At 40.4% G+C, this 14,533-nt stretch carries 15 protein-coding genes and 1 tRNA gene; 3 read left to right on the forward strand and 13 right to left on the reverse strand.

Annotated features, from left to right (window positions below):
* Positions 1–176: 176 nt before the first annotated feature.
* The 12 genes from tig to PHW01_01970 all read right to left on the reverse strand — a co-directional run bounded on the left by tig (position 177) and on the right by PHW01_01970 (position 10,466).
* Complete coding sequence (gene tig / locus PHW01_01915) at positions 177–1,454, reverse strand: trigger factor (protein ID MDD5626749.1); 1,278 nt, start codon at positions 1,452–1,454, stop codon at positions 177–179.
* 108 nt (positions 1,455–1,562) lie between these two features.
* Positions 1,563–3,551 carry a sodium-translocating pyrophosphatase gene (locus tag PHW01_01920; GenBank protein MDD5626750.1) on the reverse strand — a complete coding sequence of 663 codons (1,989 nt, stop codon included), beginning with the start codon at positions 3,549–3,551 and terminating at the stop codon, positions 1,563–1,565.
* Positions 3,552–3,922: 371 nt separating this feature from the next.
* Positions 3,923–5,173 (reverse strand): transcription termination factor NusA, encoded by a 1,251-nt coding sequence (nusA, locus tag PHW01_01925; protein ID MDD5626751.1) that lies wholly within the window; start codon positions 5,171–5,173, stop codon positions 3,923–3,925.
* Positions 5,174–5,439: 266 nt separating this feature from the next.
* Positions 5,440–5,808, reverse strand: a complete 369-nt coding sequence (locus tag PHW01_01930; protein ID MDD5626752.1) for a YraN family protein — start codon at positions 5,806–5,808, stop codon at positions 5,440–5,442.
* Between the two features lie 10 nt (positions 5,809–5,818).
* Positions 5,819–6,361 carry a class I SAM-dependent methyltransferase gene (locus tag PHW01_01935; GenBank protein ID MDD5626753.1) on the reverse strand — a complete coding sequence of 181 codons (543 nt, stop codon included), beginning with the start codon at positions 6,359–6,361 and terminating at the stop codon, positions 5,819–5,821.
* A 131-nt stretch (positions 6,362–6,492) separates the two neighbouring features.
* A complete protein-coding gene (locus PHW01_01940) occupies positions 6,493–7,131 on the reverse strand; it encodes a ribonuclease HII (protein ID MDD5626754.1) in 639 nt (212 codons plus the stop codon).
* 322 nt (positions 7,132–7,453) lie between these two features.
* Positions 7,454–8,071, reverse strand: coding sequence for a hypothetical protein (locus tag PHW01_01945; GenBank protein MDD5626755.1), 618 nt, complete (start codon positions 8,069–8,071; stop codon positions 7,454–7,456).
* Between the two features lie 13 nt (positions 8,072–8,084).
* Positions 8,085–8,303, reverse strand: a complete 219-nt coding sequence (locus tag PHW01_01950) for a hypothetical protein (GenBank protein MDD5626756.1) — start codon at positions 8,301–8,303, stop codon at positions 8,085–8,087.
* Between the two features lie 183 nt (positions 8,304–8,486).
* The gene (locus PHW01_01955; protein ID MDD5626757.1) at positions 8,487–8,972 is read right to left on the reverse strand and encodes a hypothetical protein; all 486 of its coding nucleotides are present in this window, start codon (positions 8,970–8,972) and stop codon (positions 8,487–8,489) included.
* Between the two features lie 27 nt (positions 8,973–8,999).
* Entirely contained in the window at positions 9,000–9,452 is a 453-nt protein-coding gene (locus PHW01_01960; GenBank protein ID MDD5626758.1) for a hypothetical protein, read from the reverse strand.
* Between the two features lie 18 nt (positions 9,453–9,470).
* Positions 9,471–10,124 carry a VTT domain-containing protein gene (locus PHW01_01965; protein ID MDD5626759.1) on the reverse strand — a complete coding sequence of 218 codons (654 nt, stop codon included), beginning with the start codon at positions 10,122–10,124 and terminating at the stop codon, positions 9,471–9,473.
* 267 nt (positions 10,125–10,391) lie between these two features.
* Positions 10,392–10,466: transfer RNA gene (locus tag PHW01_01970), tRNA-Arg, on the reverse strand.
* Between the two features lie 165 nt (positions 10,467–10,631).
* On the opposite strand from PHW01_01970, the gene PHW01_01975 reads away from it, so the two are divergent.
* Positions 10,632–12,095 carry an O-antigen ligase family protein gene (locus PHW01_01975; GenBank protein ID MDD5626760.1) on the forward strand — a complete coding sequence of 488 codons (1,464 nt, stop codon included), beginning with the start codon at positions 10,632–10,634 and terminating at the stop codon, positions 12,093–12,095.
* A gap of 351 nt (positions 12,096–12,446) precedes the next feature.
* On the opposite strand, the gene PHW01_01980 is transcribed toward PHW01_01975, so the two are convergent.
* The gene (locus PHW01_01980) at positions 12,447–13,181 is read right to left on the reverse strand and encodes a helix-turn-helix domain-containing protein (protein ID MDD5626761.1); all 735 of its coding nucleotides are present in this window, start codon (positions 13,179–13,181) and stop codon (positions 12,447–12,449) included.
* A 173-nt stretch (positions 13,182–13,354) separates the two neighbouring features.
* Here PHW01_01980 and PHW01_01985 point away from each other — a divergent pair, with 173 nt between their 5' ends.
* A complete protein-coding gene (locus PHW01_01985; GenBank protein ID MDD5626762.1) occupies positions 13,355–13,852 on the forward strand; it encodes a hypothetical protein in 498 nt (165 codons plus the stop codon).
* Positions 13,849–14,355, forward strand: coding sequence for a hypothetical protein (locus tag PHW01_01990; GenBank protein MDD5626763.1), 507 nt, complete (start codon positions 13,849–13,851; stop codon positions 14,353–14,355). Before PHW01_01985 ends, PHW01_01990 begins: the two co-directional genes overlap by 4 nt.
* Positions 14,356–14,533 lie beyond the last annotated feature (178 nt).

The raw sequence follows: 14,533 nt of genomic DNA on the forward strand, positions 1-14,533 counted from the left end.
TCACTCCTCTTTAAGCGAATTAGATATCCTTAAAATGCATCCAAAACTGCTAATTTATAGCTTAGCATAGGGATTAAACCCTGTCAAAAGATTTATCCCCACTCTTATAGATAGAGAACCATTGCTCCCTGCACCATACGTGATGCAGTGTTCTATTGTTCAATTGTTAAAATAAATTATTCAGGACACAACATCTTGATTACCTTTTTATTCCGAATTAAACTCTGAATGTAATCGCGATAGACAGGACTCTTAAACTTATCTTTTGCCTCTGATGTCTTGGGATAAAGTTTCAACATTTCATTTATTTCCGCTTCTATCTCTTTGTCTGCGACACGGACTTTCTCGCGACGCGCGATTTCCCGCAGTACCAAGCTCGTTTGAATCCTTTTCTCCGCGGCCCTGTCCCAAGCCTGCAACAGATCGGCGCGGCTTTTTTTGATGCTTTTTAAATAATCCTCAAACCTGCCTCCTTGACTCTCTATATCTTTCTTTAGTTCCTGCATCATCCTTTCTTTTTCCGCGTCTAATAGAACAGGAGGGATTTCTATTTTTACCGAAGCGCATACCTTGTCTAAAACTTTGAGTTCATATTTTTCCCGCGCCTTCATTTCTGCCTCTGTTTGAAGATTTGTCCGCAGTTTCTTTTTTAAAATCGCTAAAGAAGTAAAACGCGGACCTATGCTCTGCGCGAATTCGTCGCTCAATTCAGGGATTTTGACCTCTTGCACCAGATTCATTTTGACCTTGAAGCGCGCTAAACGCCCGGCGAGACGCTGATGCAAATATTCCTTCGGAAACCTTAAATTAAACGCCTTTTCATCACCCTTCTTCATCCCTAGAATTTGATCCTCAAAGCCTGGCACAAATTGCCCTTGCCCTAAAATTAAAGGGTGATTTTGGCTGACTCCCCCCTCAACAAGGTTGTTTTTAAAATAACATTTGAAGTCAATTTCCACGCGGTCTCCCTTTCGCGCTTCACGGGAAACAGTAATATACGCGGCGCGCATCTCCTGCAACTTCTTCACCAAGTCCTCTGCGTCTTGCGCCGTCACTTTTTTTACTTTCGGCTTAGCAACTTTTACGTTCTTATAACTGCCTAAAATTACTTCCGGCATCACGGCTACCACTGCTTTAAAAAGCAAGGGATTGTCCGGCGCTATTTTTAAAATACTTATCTGGGGTTTGCCCAGAACATCCATCTTCTTTTCGGTAAATGCTTCTTTAAGAAAAGAAGGCAAGCCTAACTTCACGGCTTCTTCCCAAAGCTGCGCCCTGCCCACCTGTCTTTCCACCAATGCTCTAGGAGCGGCGCCGGGGCGAAATCCGTTGATTTTGATTCCCCGCGCAATCTCCCGGCTGGCAGATTCTAAAAAGGGCTTAATTTCCTCCGTGTCCACTTCCATATTTAATTCCACTTGCGATTGAGGTAATTTTTTGGATTCAATTTTCATTCTGTTTAATTTTAATCCCCCCTACTTAATCTCTGAAAAGATAAAAAGGAGTGAAAACCCCTTTTTTACCCGAGAGCGGAGTCCTCCAAAAAAGCTTTGGGGAGTTATTTAATGAATCATTTTAACAAGCAAAGGAGCAATAAGTAAGGCAACAATAGCCATTAGTTTAATTAAAATATTCAAGGCGGGACCAGAAGTGTCTTTAAAGGGGTCGCCGACCGTATCGCCCACCACGGCTGCTTTATGGCTATCAGAACCCTTGCCGCCTAAATGGCCTTTTTCAATGTATTTCTTGGCATTATCCCAGGCGCCGCCGGCGTTAGCCATCATCACGGCTAGCAAAAATCCAGTTACTGTCGCGCCCGCCAGAAGACCGCCTAAGGCGGCGGCTCCCATCCCAAAACCAACCACAAGCGGCGCGCCGATAGTGACAATGCTGGGCAGAACCATCTTCTTGAGAGCCGCGCTGGTGGATATAGAGACACAGCGGCTGTAATCTGGTTTTGCTTTGCCTTCCATTAAACCCTCAATCTCCCGAAATTGGCGGCGCACCTCTGCCACCATTTCCATTGCCGCGCTACCGACTGCCCGCATGCTCAAAGCTGAAAAAAAGAAAGGAAGCGCGCCCCCAATAAACATTCCCGCCATCACTCTGGGATCGCTAATATCAATAAATTTAAGACCAATACTTTCAGTATAGCTTGCGAATAAAGCTAGAGCGGTCAAAGCAGCGGATCCAATGGCAAATCCTTTACCCATAGCGGCAGTGGTGTTGCCCACAGCGTCCAGACTTTCGGCGCGCTCTCTCACCTCCCTGCCCATACCCGCCATTTCCGCAATGCCGGCGGCATTATCCGCGACGGGACCATAGGTATCCGCCGCGAGCGTGATCCCTAAAGTAGAAAGCATACCCACAGCGGCAATGGCAATGCCATACAGGCCAAACAAAGCATAGCTTGCCCAGATGCCTAAGGCAATCACCAAAACTGGAATAATCGTGCTTAACATCCCCAAAGAAAGTCCTTGAATAATATTGGTAGCCGCTCCCGTCTCTGAACTCTCCGCGATTCTTTGGGTAGGCTTATTATTATCTGAAGTGTAATATTCGGTCACATAACCAATAATTACGCCTGCCACTACCCCCACTAAGGTGGCGTAAAAAATTTTGATGTCGTCAACAATGTGAAAAACCTCTACCACCAAATAAGATCCGACAATCATCAAGAGAGCGGCGCCATAAATGCCGCGATTTAAAATACTGCTCACTTTCTTGGCACCACGAGAGACCTGAACGATAATGTTGCCAAAAAGGGAAGCTAAAATACCTACTGCGGCTAAAAGCAAGGGCAGAGCTACGGCATCACCCTGCAAAGTCGCTGGAAAGACCAAAACAGCGATTGCCATCGCCGCAATAATAGAATCCACATAAGATTCGAAAAGATCAGCGCCCATACCCGCCACATCGCCCACATTATCGCCCACATTATCCGCTATTACCGCCGGGTTGCGCGGATCATCCTCGGGAATGCCTTTTTCTATTTTGCCGACTAAATCTGCCCCCACATCCGCGGCCTTGGTGTAAATCCCGCCTCCTACTCTCGCGAACAAGGCGATGGAAGAAGCGCCAAAGCCAAAACCATAAATAATCCTAGGGTCGCGCACGAGCCAGTATAATAAAGCTACGCCCAAAAGCCCCACGGAAACCACGGATAATCCCATCACCGAACCCGAGGAAAAAGCAAGCGACAGACCATCTTTCACGCTTTTTGCTGAAGCCTGAGCAGTCCGCACATTGGCGCGCGTCGCAATCCGCATGCCGATATTGCCTACCAGCGCCGAAAAAATCGCTCCCAACAAAAAAGCTCCGGCGGTTTTGTAACCCAACACAATATACAAAACAAAACCAAAAGCTAAAACAAAAACGGCGATGATTTTATACTCTTTATGCAAAAAAGCCATCGCTCCTTCATGAATTGCCGCGGCGATCTCGCGCATTTTTTCCGTGCCTGCATCCTGACGCAAAATTTTCATAGCCAGAAAGAAAGCGAACAAAAGACCCAAAAGAGCAATAATAACGGAAAAGATAATAGCAGACATGATTTTTTGAAAAATTTAATAATGATAATCTAAAATTATAGTTTGTATATTTAAAAAGTCAATGTACAATGAATCAAAGTCTCACGCTTCGGGTGATCACCCATCAGTCAAGGCAGTAAGAACAAGCATAAATACAAAGCATTTTTTATTTCTTATTTCTTGTTTCTTATTCATTTCTTATTTAACTATTTCTTATTTATTTTTAAAAATTCATAAAACAAAAAACAAAAAATAAGAAACGAATAAGAAATAAAAAATACAAAATAAGAAATATTAAGAATGCTAAAGAATGAACTCCGCCAACCTCTTTTTACTAAAGTTGCAAAAGGTCAAAGTCTTAAAAAATTAAAAATGGGAATTGCGTTGATAATTTATAATCCCTCCTGACTACTTTTCTCCTTTGATTTAGCCTTAGTCTTACTTTTCTTCTCTTTGGATTTCACTTTTTCTTCAACTTTCTTCTCTGCCTCCTTTTCTGGTTCTTCAGACTTTATTTCTTCCGCCTTGGGTTCTTCTGTTTTTGTTTCTTTTACCTTCGGTTCTTCCACAATTTCCTTTTTCACACTTTCTTTCTCTACGGCTTTCACATCTATCTTCCAATCCGTGAGCTTGGCGGCGAGGCGCACATTCTGCCCTTCTTTGCCAATCGCCAAAGACAATTGATCGGGTGCGACAAAAACGCGAGCCAGCCTTTCTTTTTCATTTAATTGGACACGAGACACTTTAGCCGGAGCAAGGGCATTGGTCACAAAACGCGCCTGATCTTCGCTCCATTCAATAATATCAATTTTTTCGCCATTAATTTCATTAATCACGGCTTGCACCCTGGACCCGCGCTGACCTACGCAAGCGCCGATAGGATCCACCTCTCTGTCGCTGCTTGTAACCGCGATTTTACTGCGCAAACCCGCTTCTCTAGCCACGATTTTAATTTTCACTACCCCAGAATTCACCTCTGGCACTTCCAGACCAAAAAGGATCTTAATAATTTCCGGGCTGGTGCGCGACAGAATAATTTCCGGCCCCTTCGCTCCCTCCCGCACTTCGGTAATATAAACTTTTAGCCTCTGGTTCACTTGGTAACGCTCGTTGCGCACCTGCTCCGAAGGCGGAACAAAACCGGTAGTCTGCCCTAAATCCACAAAAATCGTGCTCCCTTCCACTCTTTGGATCACTCCGTTCACAAGCTCGCCCTCCCGCCCCTTGAAGGCGAGAAACAGCGCATCGCGCTCGGCTTCGCGAATCCTTTGGATAATTACCTGTTTCGCGGTCTGGGCTGCCACCCGACCATAATCGCCAGGGGGGTCTATGGGAGTGATAAGCTCATCGCCCACTTTTATTTTTTTCTTCTTTTGCTTGGCCTCCGAGAGAATAATCTCTTTCCGCGGATCTTTGATTTCGGCATCGTCCGCCACTACCTCTTTCACGTCAAAAAGGTCAAAATTGCCGGTTTTAGGATTATATTTGGCTCTGGCATTTTCATTGGGTTTTCCATAATCCTTGCGGTAAGCCGCGGCGAGCGCCGCCTCCACGGTTCCGAAAACGACATCACGGCTAATCCCCTTTTCATCGCAGATTTGATTAATTGCCGCGTCAAATTCTTTGTTGATAAAATTGTTCATAAAGACATTTTAATTTTTAGAATGTTGTAAAAAATAATTTTATAAAAATATCCTGTCCAAAACAGGATTTGCTGACCATTCACAATCTCACTATTTGAAGTATAGCACAGGGCTTTAAAAAGGCAACTATTTCATTGTTTTATTGCTTGCCCTGCACCACGTAGGGTGCAGGGCTCAATTGTTCTATTGTTGATCACATCGTTTTTTAAGAGCAATGCTTTAATAATAACCAAACAATTGAACAATGAAACAATGAAGCAATGGAATTATTCTTCCACCGCATTCTTAAAATGTTCCAAGTGCGCCGACCTTTTCGGATAATCCAAAGTAATGCCGACCACGTCAATGCGAAAATCCTGTTCCATTCCTTTATGATTCAGATAAGCGTAAGCGGTCTTTAATAATTTTCTTTGTTTAAAAAAATCAACCGCTTCCTGCGGTTCGCCAAAATCCCCATCTGTCCTTGTCTTAACCTCCACAAAAACCAACATCTTGGCTTTCTTGTCCCAAGCTAAAATATCAATCTCCCCCTCTCTATTTTGAAAATTGCGCTCCAAAATTTTATAGCCTTTTTTCTCCAGATAACGACAAGCCAAATTCTCGCCTAGCCTCCCCACTCTTTGCTTCCTCAACATAATCCTAAAATTATTTTTTGTAGACCAACGCGTAATGATAAGGGCTCGGATCCCAAGAATCAAGCAAATCTAAGCCCAAATCTTGAGCAAGCTCCTTCACCTTGTGTTCTGAAATTCTATTGTTCGGCAAAGGCCCAAAGGGCAAATCCTGGAGTTTCCAATCAATGATTAAAATCTTGCCATCTTCCTTGGTGATCCGTTTCGCCTCTTTGAAAATTTCCTGTGGTTTATCGTTTTGAAACAAAACGTCAACCAGCATAGCTAAGTCCAAAGTGTTATCGGGTAACTTTGTACTTTGATAAACCTCCAAGTCCGCCCAAACCATTTTTACAATATCATCCAAACCCTCCATATGCGCCTTATCTTCCACCCCCGATAAAGCAGAGTGCTGAATATCAATAGCATAAGCCACCCCTTTCTCGCCAACAATCTTTGCCGCCGGCAGGATGAAAAAACCCGCCCCGCAGCCTAAATCCGCGGTTTTCATTCCTTGTTTTAAACCCACGCGGTCTAAAACTTCTTCTGGTTTAATAAAACCTTCAATTCTAGGCATAAGAGTAAAAATTTTTAATTTTTGATTTTTAATTTTTAACGAATTTTTATTTGCTTAATTCTTATTGTCATTACCATAAGACAATAATCCAATAAATAAATAAAAATTAGCTAAAAAATAAGAAATAAAAATTAAAAATTATCTAACAACATCTTGATCGGTCCGAAACTCTTTCTATGAATCGCGCACGGTCCGAATTGCGCCAACTTTTCTCTATGTTCTATTGTACCATAACCTTTATGGGAATCAAAGCCATATTGGGGATATTTTTGGTGGAGGGCAAACATAATCCTGTCCCGCGTCACCTTGGCAATAATGGAAGCGGCGGCGATTAAACGTTCCGAACCATCTCCTTTCACAACTGTCTTTTGAACATAAGGAAAAGCGGGAATTTCAAGATTGCCGTCCACTAAAACGCAATCAACTTTTTTGCGAAGCCCTAAAGCCAAATTTCGCACTGCTATTCTCATTGCCCGAAAAGTGGCGCCCAAGATATTCAGTTCATCAATTAAATATGGGCTCGCCGCCCCTAAACCATATTGGCCTTCAGCTGCGATTAGCCTAAAAAGTTCCTCCCGCTTTTCCGGGTTGATTTTTTTAGAATCGGCAATCTCTTTCAAAAAAAGATTACCCTGCGCATTATAAGGCAGAAAAACCGCCGCCGCGATGACCGGCCCGGCCCAAGGGCCTCTGCCCGCTTCATCAACGCCAATGATAATTTTTTGACCGTCATTGATTAATTTTTTTTCAATTTCGGAGAGTAAGGACATTTTATTACCTTGAATTGCGAAATGCGATTAGATTATATATAGCCTCCATTGTCAGGGGAGAGGAATTCAACTCCCCTCTAATCTCCCCTTATCCTCCTTCCTGACATTTCTTTAATGAGTCTGTTGTATTCTTATTACAATGAACAAATCCAACTAAATTCTTTCACCTCCTATGATTTAGTTGTGGAATCTAATATAGACCTTCAACACGGCAAAAAAAGTATTAATCTATTATAAAGGAAATTCATCTAAAAATCCATATTAAACCAAACAAAATATTTGACAAAAAAACTCCTTGGCTTTCCGCAAGGAGCAATGGATATTATTCTGCATTCTCTCTAAAGAGCTTCATCTCGCCTACGCCCAGACGGTTCACTTTAAAGATCAAATTTCTCCCTCCCCTTTTGTCTGCGCAAGTGAGTACCCCTTCATATTTTTCACCTGGCGTATCAGAAGAAGAAACTTTAAGCTCATTGCCTGTCTTGACAATGGCTAAGATTTTTACGATTTGCCAAGGATTATAAGCGGGCTGATCCGTGTTCCATATTTGCTGGTCTATAATCATCCCATCGCTAGCCGTGATTTCCAGCCCTCTTCCCTTCGCATACAGCACCACTAATAAATGGACTCTGGAATGCGACTTCAAATTTGGAGCGGCTAAAATTCTTTTTCCGCCTCTCTTTTTCTGGAGATTAACATATCTCACCAGATTTTTCACGGATTTTCGAGAAAACCAAGGCACAATCGGCTTACGGACAACTTTTATTTTTAGAAGCTCTTCTATACAAGCTTCTTGAACGGGAATGAATGTCTCCCCCACCTGAATTCCAGGCGGGTATCGGTCTAAGGGAATTTCAATCCCGCCCATTATACCTACTTCTTGCAGGTTCAGTTCTTTAAAGGGTGAAAACCAATACACAGTGGCACAACGCAAATTCATTATTAATTTCCTCCTATACTTCGGTAAAGACCCTATAGAAATGCCTTCTGATTCTGTTTATTATTCCTTTATTAGGGATCGTTTGCCACTTTGGCTTGAATTCCGCAAGCTTTTTGAAATGATCAAAGTCACCATAATAACCAAAGTTATCTTCATCTTGTGCTAGCATTACGCGGAATTCATCAGAAACTCTCCGCAACATTTTCTCCCGCTCTTCTTCCGGCTGATTCATAATAACACCTCTTTTTTCAGCAAAAAGATTGCTGATTTAAGCTTAATAGAACTACTTTTTACATCTTTATAAAAAGAACAAATGTGAAAATTTTATGGGATTTTTCTGTTTTTTAAAAAATTACTTAATTCCTGCTTATAAAAATCAATTCTGGATTGATATTCTTCTGTTTGCTTCGCAAATCTAACGGGGCAGGTATTTTTTATGAGGTTCTTCGACAGTTTTTCTCTTGGCAGCAGATTCTTTTTTAGCTTCTCGGTCTAGACCCTGCCATTTACCTCCGCGTTTAAATGACCAAATCGCATCGTATGCAAAATCCTTTCGCGTCAACTCTGACTTATCTTTTATTGAGAAGTCAAAAAATATAAAAGCTGGTATTTCGGGAGTCGGCTTTGGCTGATCGAATGGAGGAAGTACGAATTCAAATGCAACCGGAATTCCAGAGCGATATCTGGACCGAAACTTGGGAAAATAAGAATCTTTGCCTACTTCGCATCGTTTGCCAAGTACGAGTGTTAAATGATGCTCTGTAACTTCGTCTACAAGTGAAGAATTGCGAAGCTTATCTCGAGCGCTTTGAAAGAAATTCTGTGCTATGGGTCTTTTCGGACTCGGGTAGCATAAGAAGATATATTCGTTGGGTTTGGTAACCACAACAATAATTTGCACATTTTTTGAGTCATCCTCATAATTTCCTTAAGTCCATTTCAGAAAAAGACCTTCAAGCTTTTTTGCATATTCCAAATCAGTTATCATCATTGAGACCAATGGGATATTATATTTACCACCCGGTGGCGTGGCGTACCCGAAGCCAACACCGACCCATTTATCTGGGTCCAATTCAAAATCGGGTAAGAGATGAATAAATGCATGAGGATGTGCAAACGCCGTCTTTTCCAAGAGCAATGATATCAAATACACCACGCAACCAAATGCAAAAGCGACCCACACAGAATCAAAAATAATGAATGCGGATAATAGTGTTATGGCTGTAGAAAAGTATTTGAGAAATTTAATCTTTCCCCTGTGATGCTCGGGAATAACGATTTTGAAGTGCTTGTTTTTTCTACGCAGCTGATACTCAAATCGAAAACGATTGAAACGCAGTCGCAATCTTCGAATGAATTGATAAAGTTTCTCGATAATCATGTTTTGGACGGCAAATTCTTAAGAAACTGGAACTTTACCCTTAAGTAGTTTCTTAATAATTTTGGGAGCGAACAATACACCAATTACATAAAAAGCAATTAAAGCAAAAAACAGGTATTTATTTGTAAGCAATGACGCCCCTATGAAAATAGTTACAGAAACTGGCACAATCATTCCAAGAAATGACACAAGAATAAAAGTTGGATATTTCATTTTCGCTATCCCCGAAATATATGCTATCAAGTCTGTATCAGTGCTCGGTAGAAAACGGGAAATAAAAACTGCCTGCCATCCAATTTTTTCTGTATATTTTTTTAACTTTTCTTGCTCTTCTTCATTAATTAGCTTTATATATATTCCTTTTCTTATTTTTGTTCCTAGCCAGTAATTTATGGTCGAACCAATTATTCTTGCGATAAGGCCAAATACTAATGCTTTCCAGAACCCAAAAACAATACCGCCAGCTATCGGGACGACGTCATTTGGTATTGGTGGCGCAATTACCACAACAATACTTAACAAAACGTAGACCAAAATCGCCCATTTTTCATAAGAAAGAACAAAAGTTTTGATACTTTCGGGTTCGGTAAATAGTTTAGAAAAAGGTGTCCATATGAGTATCGGTACTAAAAAGATAACAAAAATAATGAGTGCAGATAGTAGTAATAACATCCACAGTCGGTGCTTAAAATATATTTCTTTAAGTTTTATATGTGTATGATTAAAAAAATTTTCCCTAAACAAAACCGCCAACTGATTTTTCGCCCAACCCGCCTGCTCACAAGCCTGTGCCCCTCAAGAAGAGTCGCCCCGAGATGAACTCGGGGCGCCACGGGTTCATCCCGTGGCGAACCATAATCTCCGCAGTACTAAGCATACGTTAAAACATAGATTGAATGCAGGGTAAAAGTCCCTTGTTTCCCGCCCGCCTGGCTCGTCTGGTGCCCTCATCTGGAATCGGACCAGAATCTAGGGCTTAGGAGTCCCTTGTTCTATCCATTGAACTATGAGGGCGTCAGGCGAGTCGGGCGGGTATCCGTTGAACTACAGGGGCAAAGGCACTGGCGGGCAAATCAAAGTAAAAAGTGAATGATGTTATGTCTACTCAATTATATTCTCAAACTCATTGCTTGTAAATTTTTCTGATGCTAGAATAAGGAGAATAACTAAAAATAGAAAATGAAAATTAAGACTAAAAATAGCATCACTTTTTTGAAATATTTTTTCTTTTTTCTTTTTGCCTTATCTATCCCCTTCCAGAAACGGCATATCTTTTTTTATTACCCTATTGCGGGAGAATTTAATGAATGGACGGCAATCAGTATTTATGTTTCAGATATTCTTTTATTCTTAAGTTTGATTTTTTGGCTTGGCGAACTTGTTATTTCTAGAAATCATTTAAGATTACGGAATATTATAACCCCTCTTTATCTCCCCTTGTCAGGGGAGAAACATACCCCCCTGATAAGGGGGGTTAGGGGGGTCTTAAATTATTTCCGTGAGGGCATACTAAATCTTAAAAAGAAAAATAAATTATTGATTATTGGTTACTGGCTGCTGGTTACCCTGCTCGCCATTGCTTTTTTTTCCTTAATTAATGCCCAAAATTTAAACATTGCCCTCTTCCGCCTATTAAAATTAGGAGAAGTAATTCTCCTATTTATTTTTATTGTCTCCAACTTTGGCTCCAGAAAATTACGGTTGCTTTTATATTTATTTTTACTGACTAGCGGAATAGCACAGGGAATAATTGCAGTAGGACAGTATTTTCACCAACATTCTCTGGGTCTCAAAATTTTAGGCGAGAATGACCTTGCCCCTAACATAATTGGCGTGGCAAAGATAGTCGTCAATGGCGGCAAAATTATCCGGGCTTACGGCGCCTTCCCCCACCCCAACATTTTAGGCGGCTTTTTAATCGCCACTATTTTATTTTGTTTTTACCTCTGGACCAAAATACCAAGAGTAAAATGGGGCAAATTTCTAAAAATCATTCTTCTTTTTATTCTTTCTCTCTTTACCATCACCATCACCCTCACCTTTTCCCGCACGGCTTGGCTAGGGCTCATCATTGCTTTATTAGGCTTGCTCATCATTAACCTCCACAAAATCAAAAACTACGCTCCCCCACTAGGTATCATTATTATTACCGCCCTAACCTTATTTTACTTTCTCCAACCCCAAATTCTAACTCGTCAAACGATTAGTGATTCTTCTGGGGATTTCGCTCTGTCCAATCGCGCGTTTTTAAACCAAATTGCTTTGCTCGCAATTGCCAAACACCCATTTTTAGGGGTTGGCATAGGCAATTTCGTGCTAAGCATCTCCGATTTTACGAAGGCGGACCTGCCGGCTTGGCGCTATCAACCAAGCCACAATCTCTATTTAGCTATGGCTTCAGAGACGGGGCTCCCCAGTTTATTAATCTTTCTAACCTTTTTATACCTAACCATCACTCACGCTCTCGGGCAGATTAGAAACGACCCTGAAATCGGAATTATATTTTGGATTTTTATTGCTTACCTCTTTATTAGCTGCTTAGACCACTACTTTTATGATCTCCAACAAGGAATGCTCTTATTTTGGCTTATCTTAGGGATTATTTGGGCAATTTCTTTACAAAAACTAAATAATATTGCATAATCAGATTCTTTTCTGCATCTCATTTTTTTAGTAGTTTAACCTGTGGATAACTCCATCTACTTATCCATATACTACATTTTTCATTTAACACAAGCCAAAATATATATATTGACAAATGCATAGAAGATGTTACTATCCGATATGTAAAAAAATATTAAAAAATGTTCCACGTGGAACATTTTTGATTTCCTTAAATTACGAAATTTCCGTAGAATTATAAAATATTCCTCCCCTTGGGAAGCGGGAGACCAGGAGGGGTCTCAAATAAATATAACTCCCACCCCCTCCATCTCCCCCTCAGGCAGGGGGGGTGAGTTTCGTAATTCACAGCATATTAAAATGAAACCTTGCTTATTGTATACCTAAACTCCACAAAAGCTTAAATTTTTGTTCCTCCATCTTTGCCAAATCAGGACTTTGAACAACCACACCTATCAATTCTTTAATTGAGGATATAAGGGCTATTTTATCCTGAAAAATAAACATAGAACTAGGAAAAAAATAACCATCAGGCAAGAATCTGGTCTCCCGTAAATTCTCCTTAGCTGTCTTTTTTAAAAGCAATGCGTCTTTATCAAAAAAAACCAGTGCTTTAAATTTAATGTCTTTCTTCAATCGTGAAGGAATATAATGCTCATAATCATATTCTCGGCTAATAATCTTATAAATATCTTTCACAGAGCCAATATACATAATTTCGCTATGCGGTTTCTCTAATGTTTGTTCCAAAATACTAAAGCACCCCTCTCTGCCCTCATAAAAACGCACTTCCGGCCTTCTCTCCTCCAAATTTTTCGCTAATGCTTCCAATTGCGGCATTATCTCCCTTAAAGCGCTTTGCCTTTCTTTAAGAATAAAATTCAATTTTTGCGGTTCCTCCGCGATAAATTTCTTGGTATTCTTGGACTGATAATAACTCATCAGCCCTTTTTGGATTAAAGAATCAACCACGACATAAACAGTGGTTCTTTTAATTTTGGACTTACGGGCAATATCGGGAATTTTTGAGGGACCGAGCTCCAAGTTCGCCAAATATATCCTGGCTTCTTTCTCGGTCAAACCTATTTTCTGAAGATGCTTTAACATCCTTATTTGTCAATAATGTTGTCAACTTAATTTTATGTTATCATAGGGTAAATATAGTGTCAATATATGAAACTTGACAAAAGTATTGACAAGACTTTTAAGATCATATAAACTAACCGGTTACTAATATAAACCGTTCTTTTTACACAATTCACCCTAAAGGAGGAAGTTTTATGAAATTCGCTTTACTGATAATGCTTGGGTTGTTGTTTCTGATAGTGGCTGTTATAACTTGGGATCATGCTATCAGCTCCTCTGAACTCAAAATTCTAGCAATCTATCTAATGCTGGCCGGAGCAGGCGGTTTTATCTATGCTCACTATCCTCACAAGAGCAAGAAAAAACCACTGACTGAAAATCCACAGAATTGCACAACATGTCAAAAGCAGGAGAAGGAGAGAAATAAAATTATAGAACAAACAACGAGTGCGACGAGTAAAGAAGAGATAGATCTAGACAAAATGGCAGAGGAGATTATGAATAGTCCTAACAAAATAGACTCACTCATAACCAAAGCGGAGGAATTGGGCAGACAATATGCCTTTGATGAAATCTCCGAATTGTATAAGAGGATTAAAATCCACCTAACACAAGAGGAAAAGATTGAATTATTGAAAGAACTACGAGTAAAAAATTTTGTGGAGCCCTTTCGAAGGAGGATTGGATTATGAAGAATCTTGTTCTGATATGTATAGCTATGGGGTCTCTTATTTTATTGTTGGTTATTGGAGTTTTAGTGTTGCCAATTTCGGTAATGCTGTCAGCCACCCCTTTTCAACGGGAAATTCTAAGAATATCTTGTATTATTTGTGCTATCGTAGCGCTCTTTTGCGAAATTTGGGTCTGGCTAAATATAAGAAAACAAGACAAATTCAAGGAGAAACAGGATCTTGAAAAGGAACAAATAAGACGGGCAAGATTTAGAAAGCAAATGGAAATTATTGAACAAGCGCAGAATGTCCCATTGTCCAAGACAGTAGAATGTTGCGATTTAGACAAAATGATAAAAGAGATTGTGAATAGTCCTAACAAAATAGATTCACTAATAGCTAAAGTGCGAGTATTATGTTCACAATTCAAATTTGATAAAATCCCAGAATTATTTGAGAGGGCTAACTTAACTAAAGAGGAAAAACTTGAGCTAGATAAAAAATTGCGTGCAATGGGATTCTAAAAAAAATATGACCATCATCAAACTAGATGATGGTTTTTTTATTTGTAGTATTGCGAAGCTCATTACTTCTACCTTCCGCAAAGAAATTTAACAACCCACCCCTAACCCTCCCTTGTCAGGGAGGGAGAAAATCTTTCCCCCTGCCTACCGGCAGGTAGGCAGGGGAGAAGTTTTATCC

Source organism: Patescibacteria group bacterium (assembly GCA_028717685.1).
Taxonomy (GTDB): domain Bacteria; phylum Patescibacteriota; class JAQUNI01; order JAQUNI01; family JAQUNI01; genus JAQUNI01.

Coding starts and splice junctions, on each gene's coding strand:
- tig (MDD5626749.1), bottom strand. CDS start 1,454: ATGAAAATTGAATCCAAAAAATTACCTCAATCGCAAGTGGAATTAAAT.
- PHW01_01920 (MDD5626750.1), bottom strand. CDS start 3,551: ATGTCTGCTATTATCTTTTCCGTTATTATTGCTCTTTTGGGTCTTTTG.
- nusA (MDD5626751.1), bottom strand. CDS start 5,173: ATGAACAATTTTATCAACAAAGAATTTGACGCGGCAATTAATCAAATC.
- PHW01_01930 (MDD5626752.1), bottom strand. CDS start 5,808: ATGTTGAGGAAGCAAAGAGTGGGGAGGCTAGGCGAGAATTTGGCTTGT.
- PHW01_01935 (MDD5626753.1), bottom strand. CDS start 6,361: ATGCCTAGAATTGAAGGTTTTATTAAACCAGAAGAAGTTTTAGACCGC.
- PHW01_01940 (MDD5626754.1), bottom strand. CDS start 7,131: ATGTCCTTACTCTCCGAAATTGAAAAAAAATTAATCAATGACGGTCAA.
- PHW01_01945 (MDD5626755.1), bottom strand. CDS start 8,071: ATGAATTTGCGTTGTGCCACTGTGTATTGGTTTTCACCCTTTAAAGAA.
- PHW01_01950 (MDD5626756.1), bottom strand. CDS start 8,303: ATGAATCAGCCGGAAGAAGAGCGGGAGAAAATGTTGCGGAGAGTTTCT.
- PHW01_01960 (MDD5626758.1), bottom strand. CDS start 9,452: ATGATTATCGAGAAACTTTATCAATTCATTCGAAGATTGCGACTGCGT.
- PHW01_01965 (MDD5626759.1), bottom strand. CDS start 10,124: ATGTTATTACTACTATCTGCACTCATTATTTTTGTTATCTTTTTAGTA.
- PHW01_01975 (MDD5626760.1), top strand. CDS start 10,632: ATGAAAATTAAGACTAAAAATAGCATCACTTTTTTGAAATATTTTTTC.
- PHW01_01980 (MDD5626761.1), bottom strand. CDS start 13,181: ATGTTAAAGCATCTTCAGAAAATAGGTTTGACCGAGAAAGAAGCCAGG.
- PHW01_01985 (MDD5626762.1), top strand. CDS start 13,355: ATGAAATTCGCTTTACTGATAATGCTTGGGTTGTTGTTTCTGATAGTG.
- PHW01_01990 (MDD5626763.1), top strand. CDS start 13,849: ATGAAGAATCTTGTTCTGATATGTATAGCTATGGGGTCTCTTATTTTA.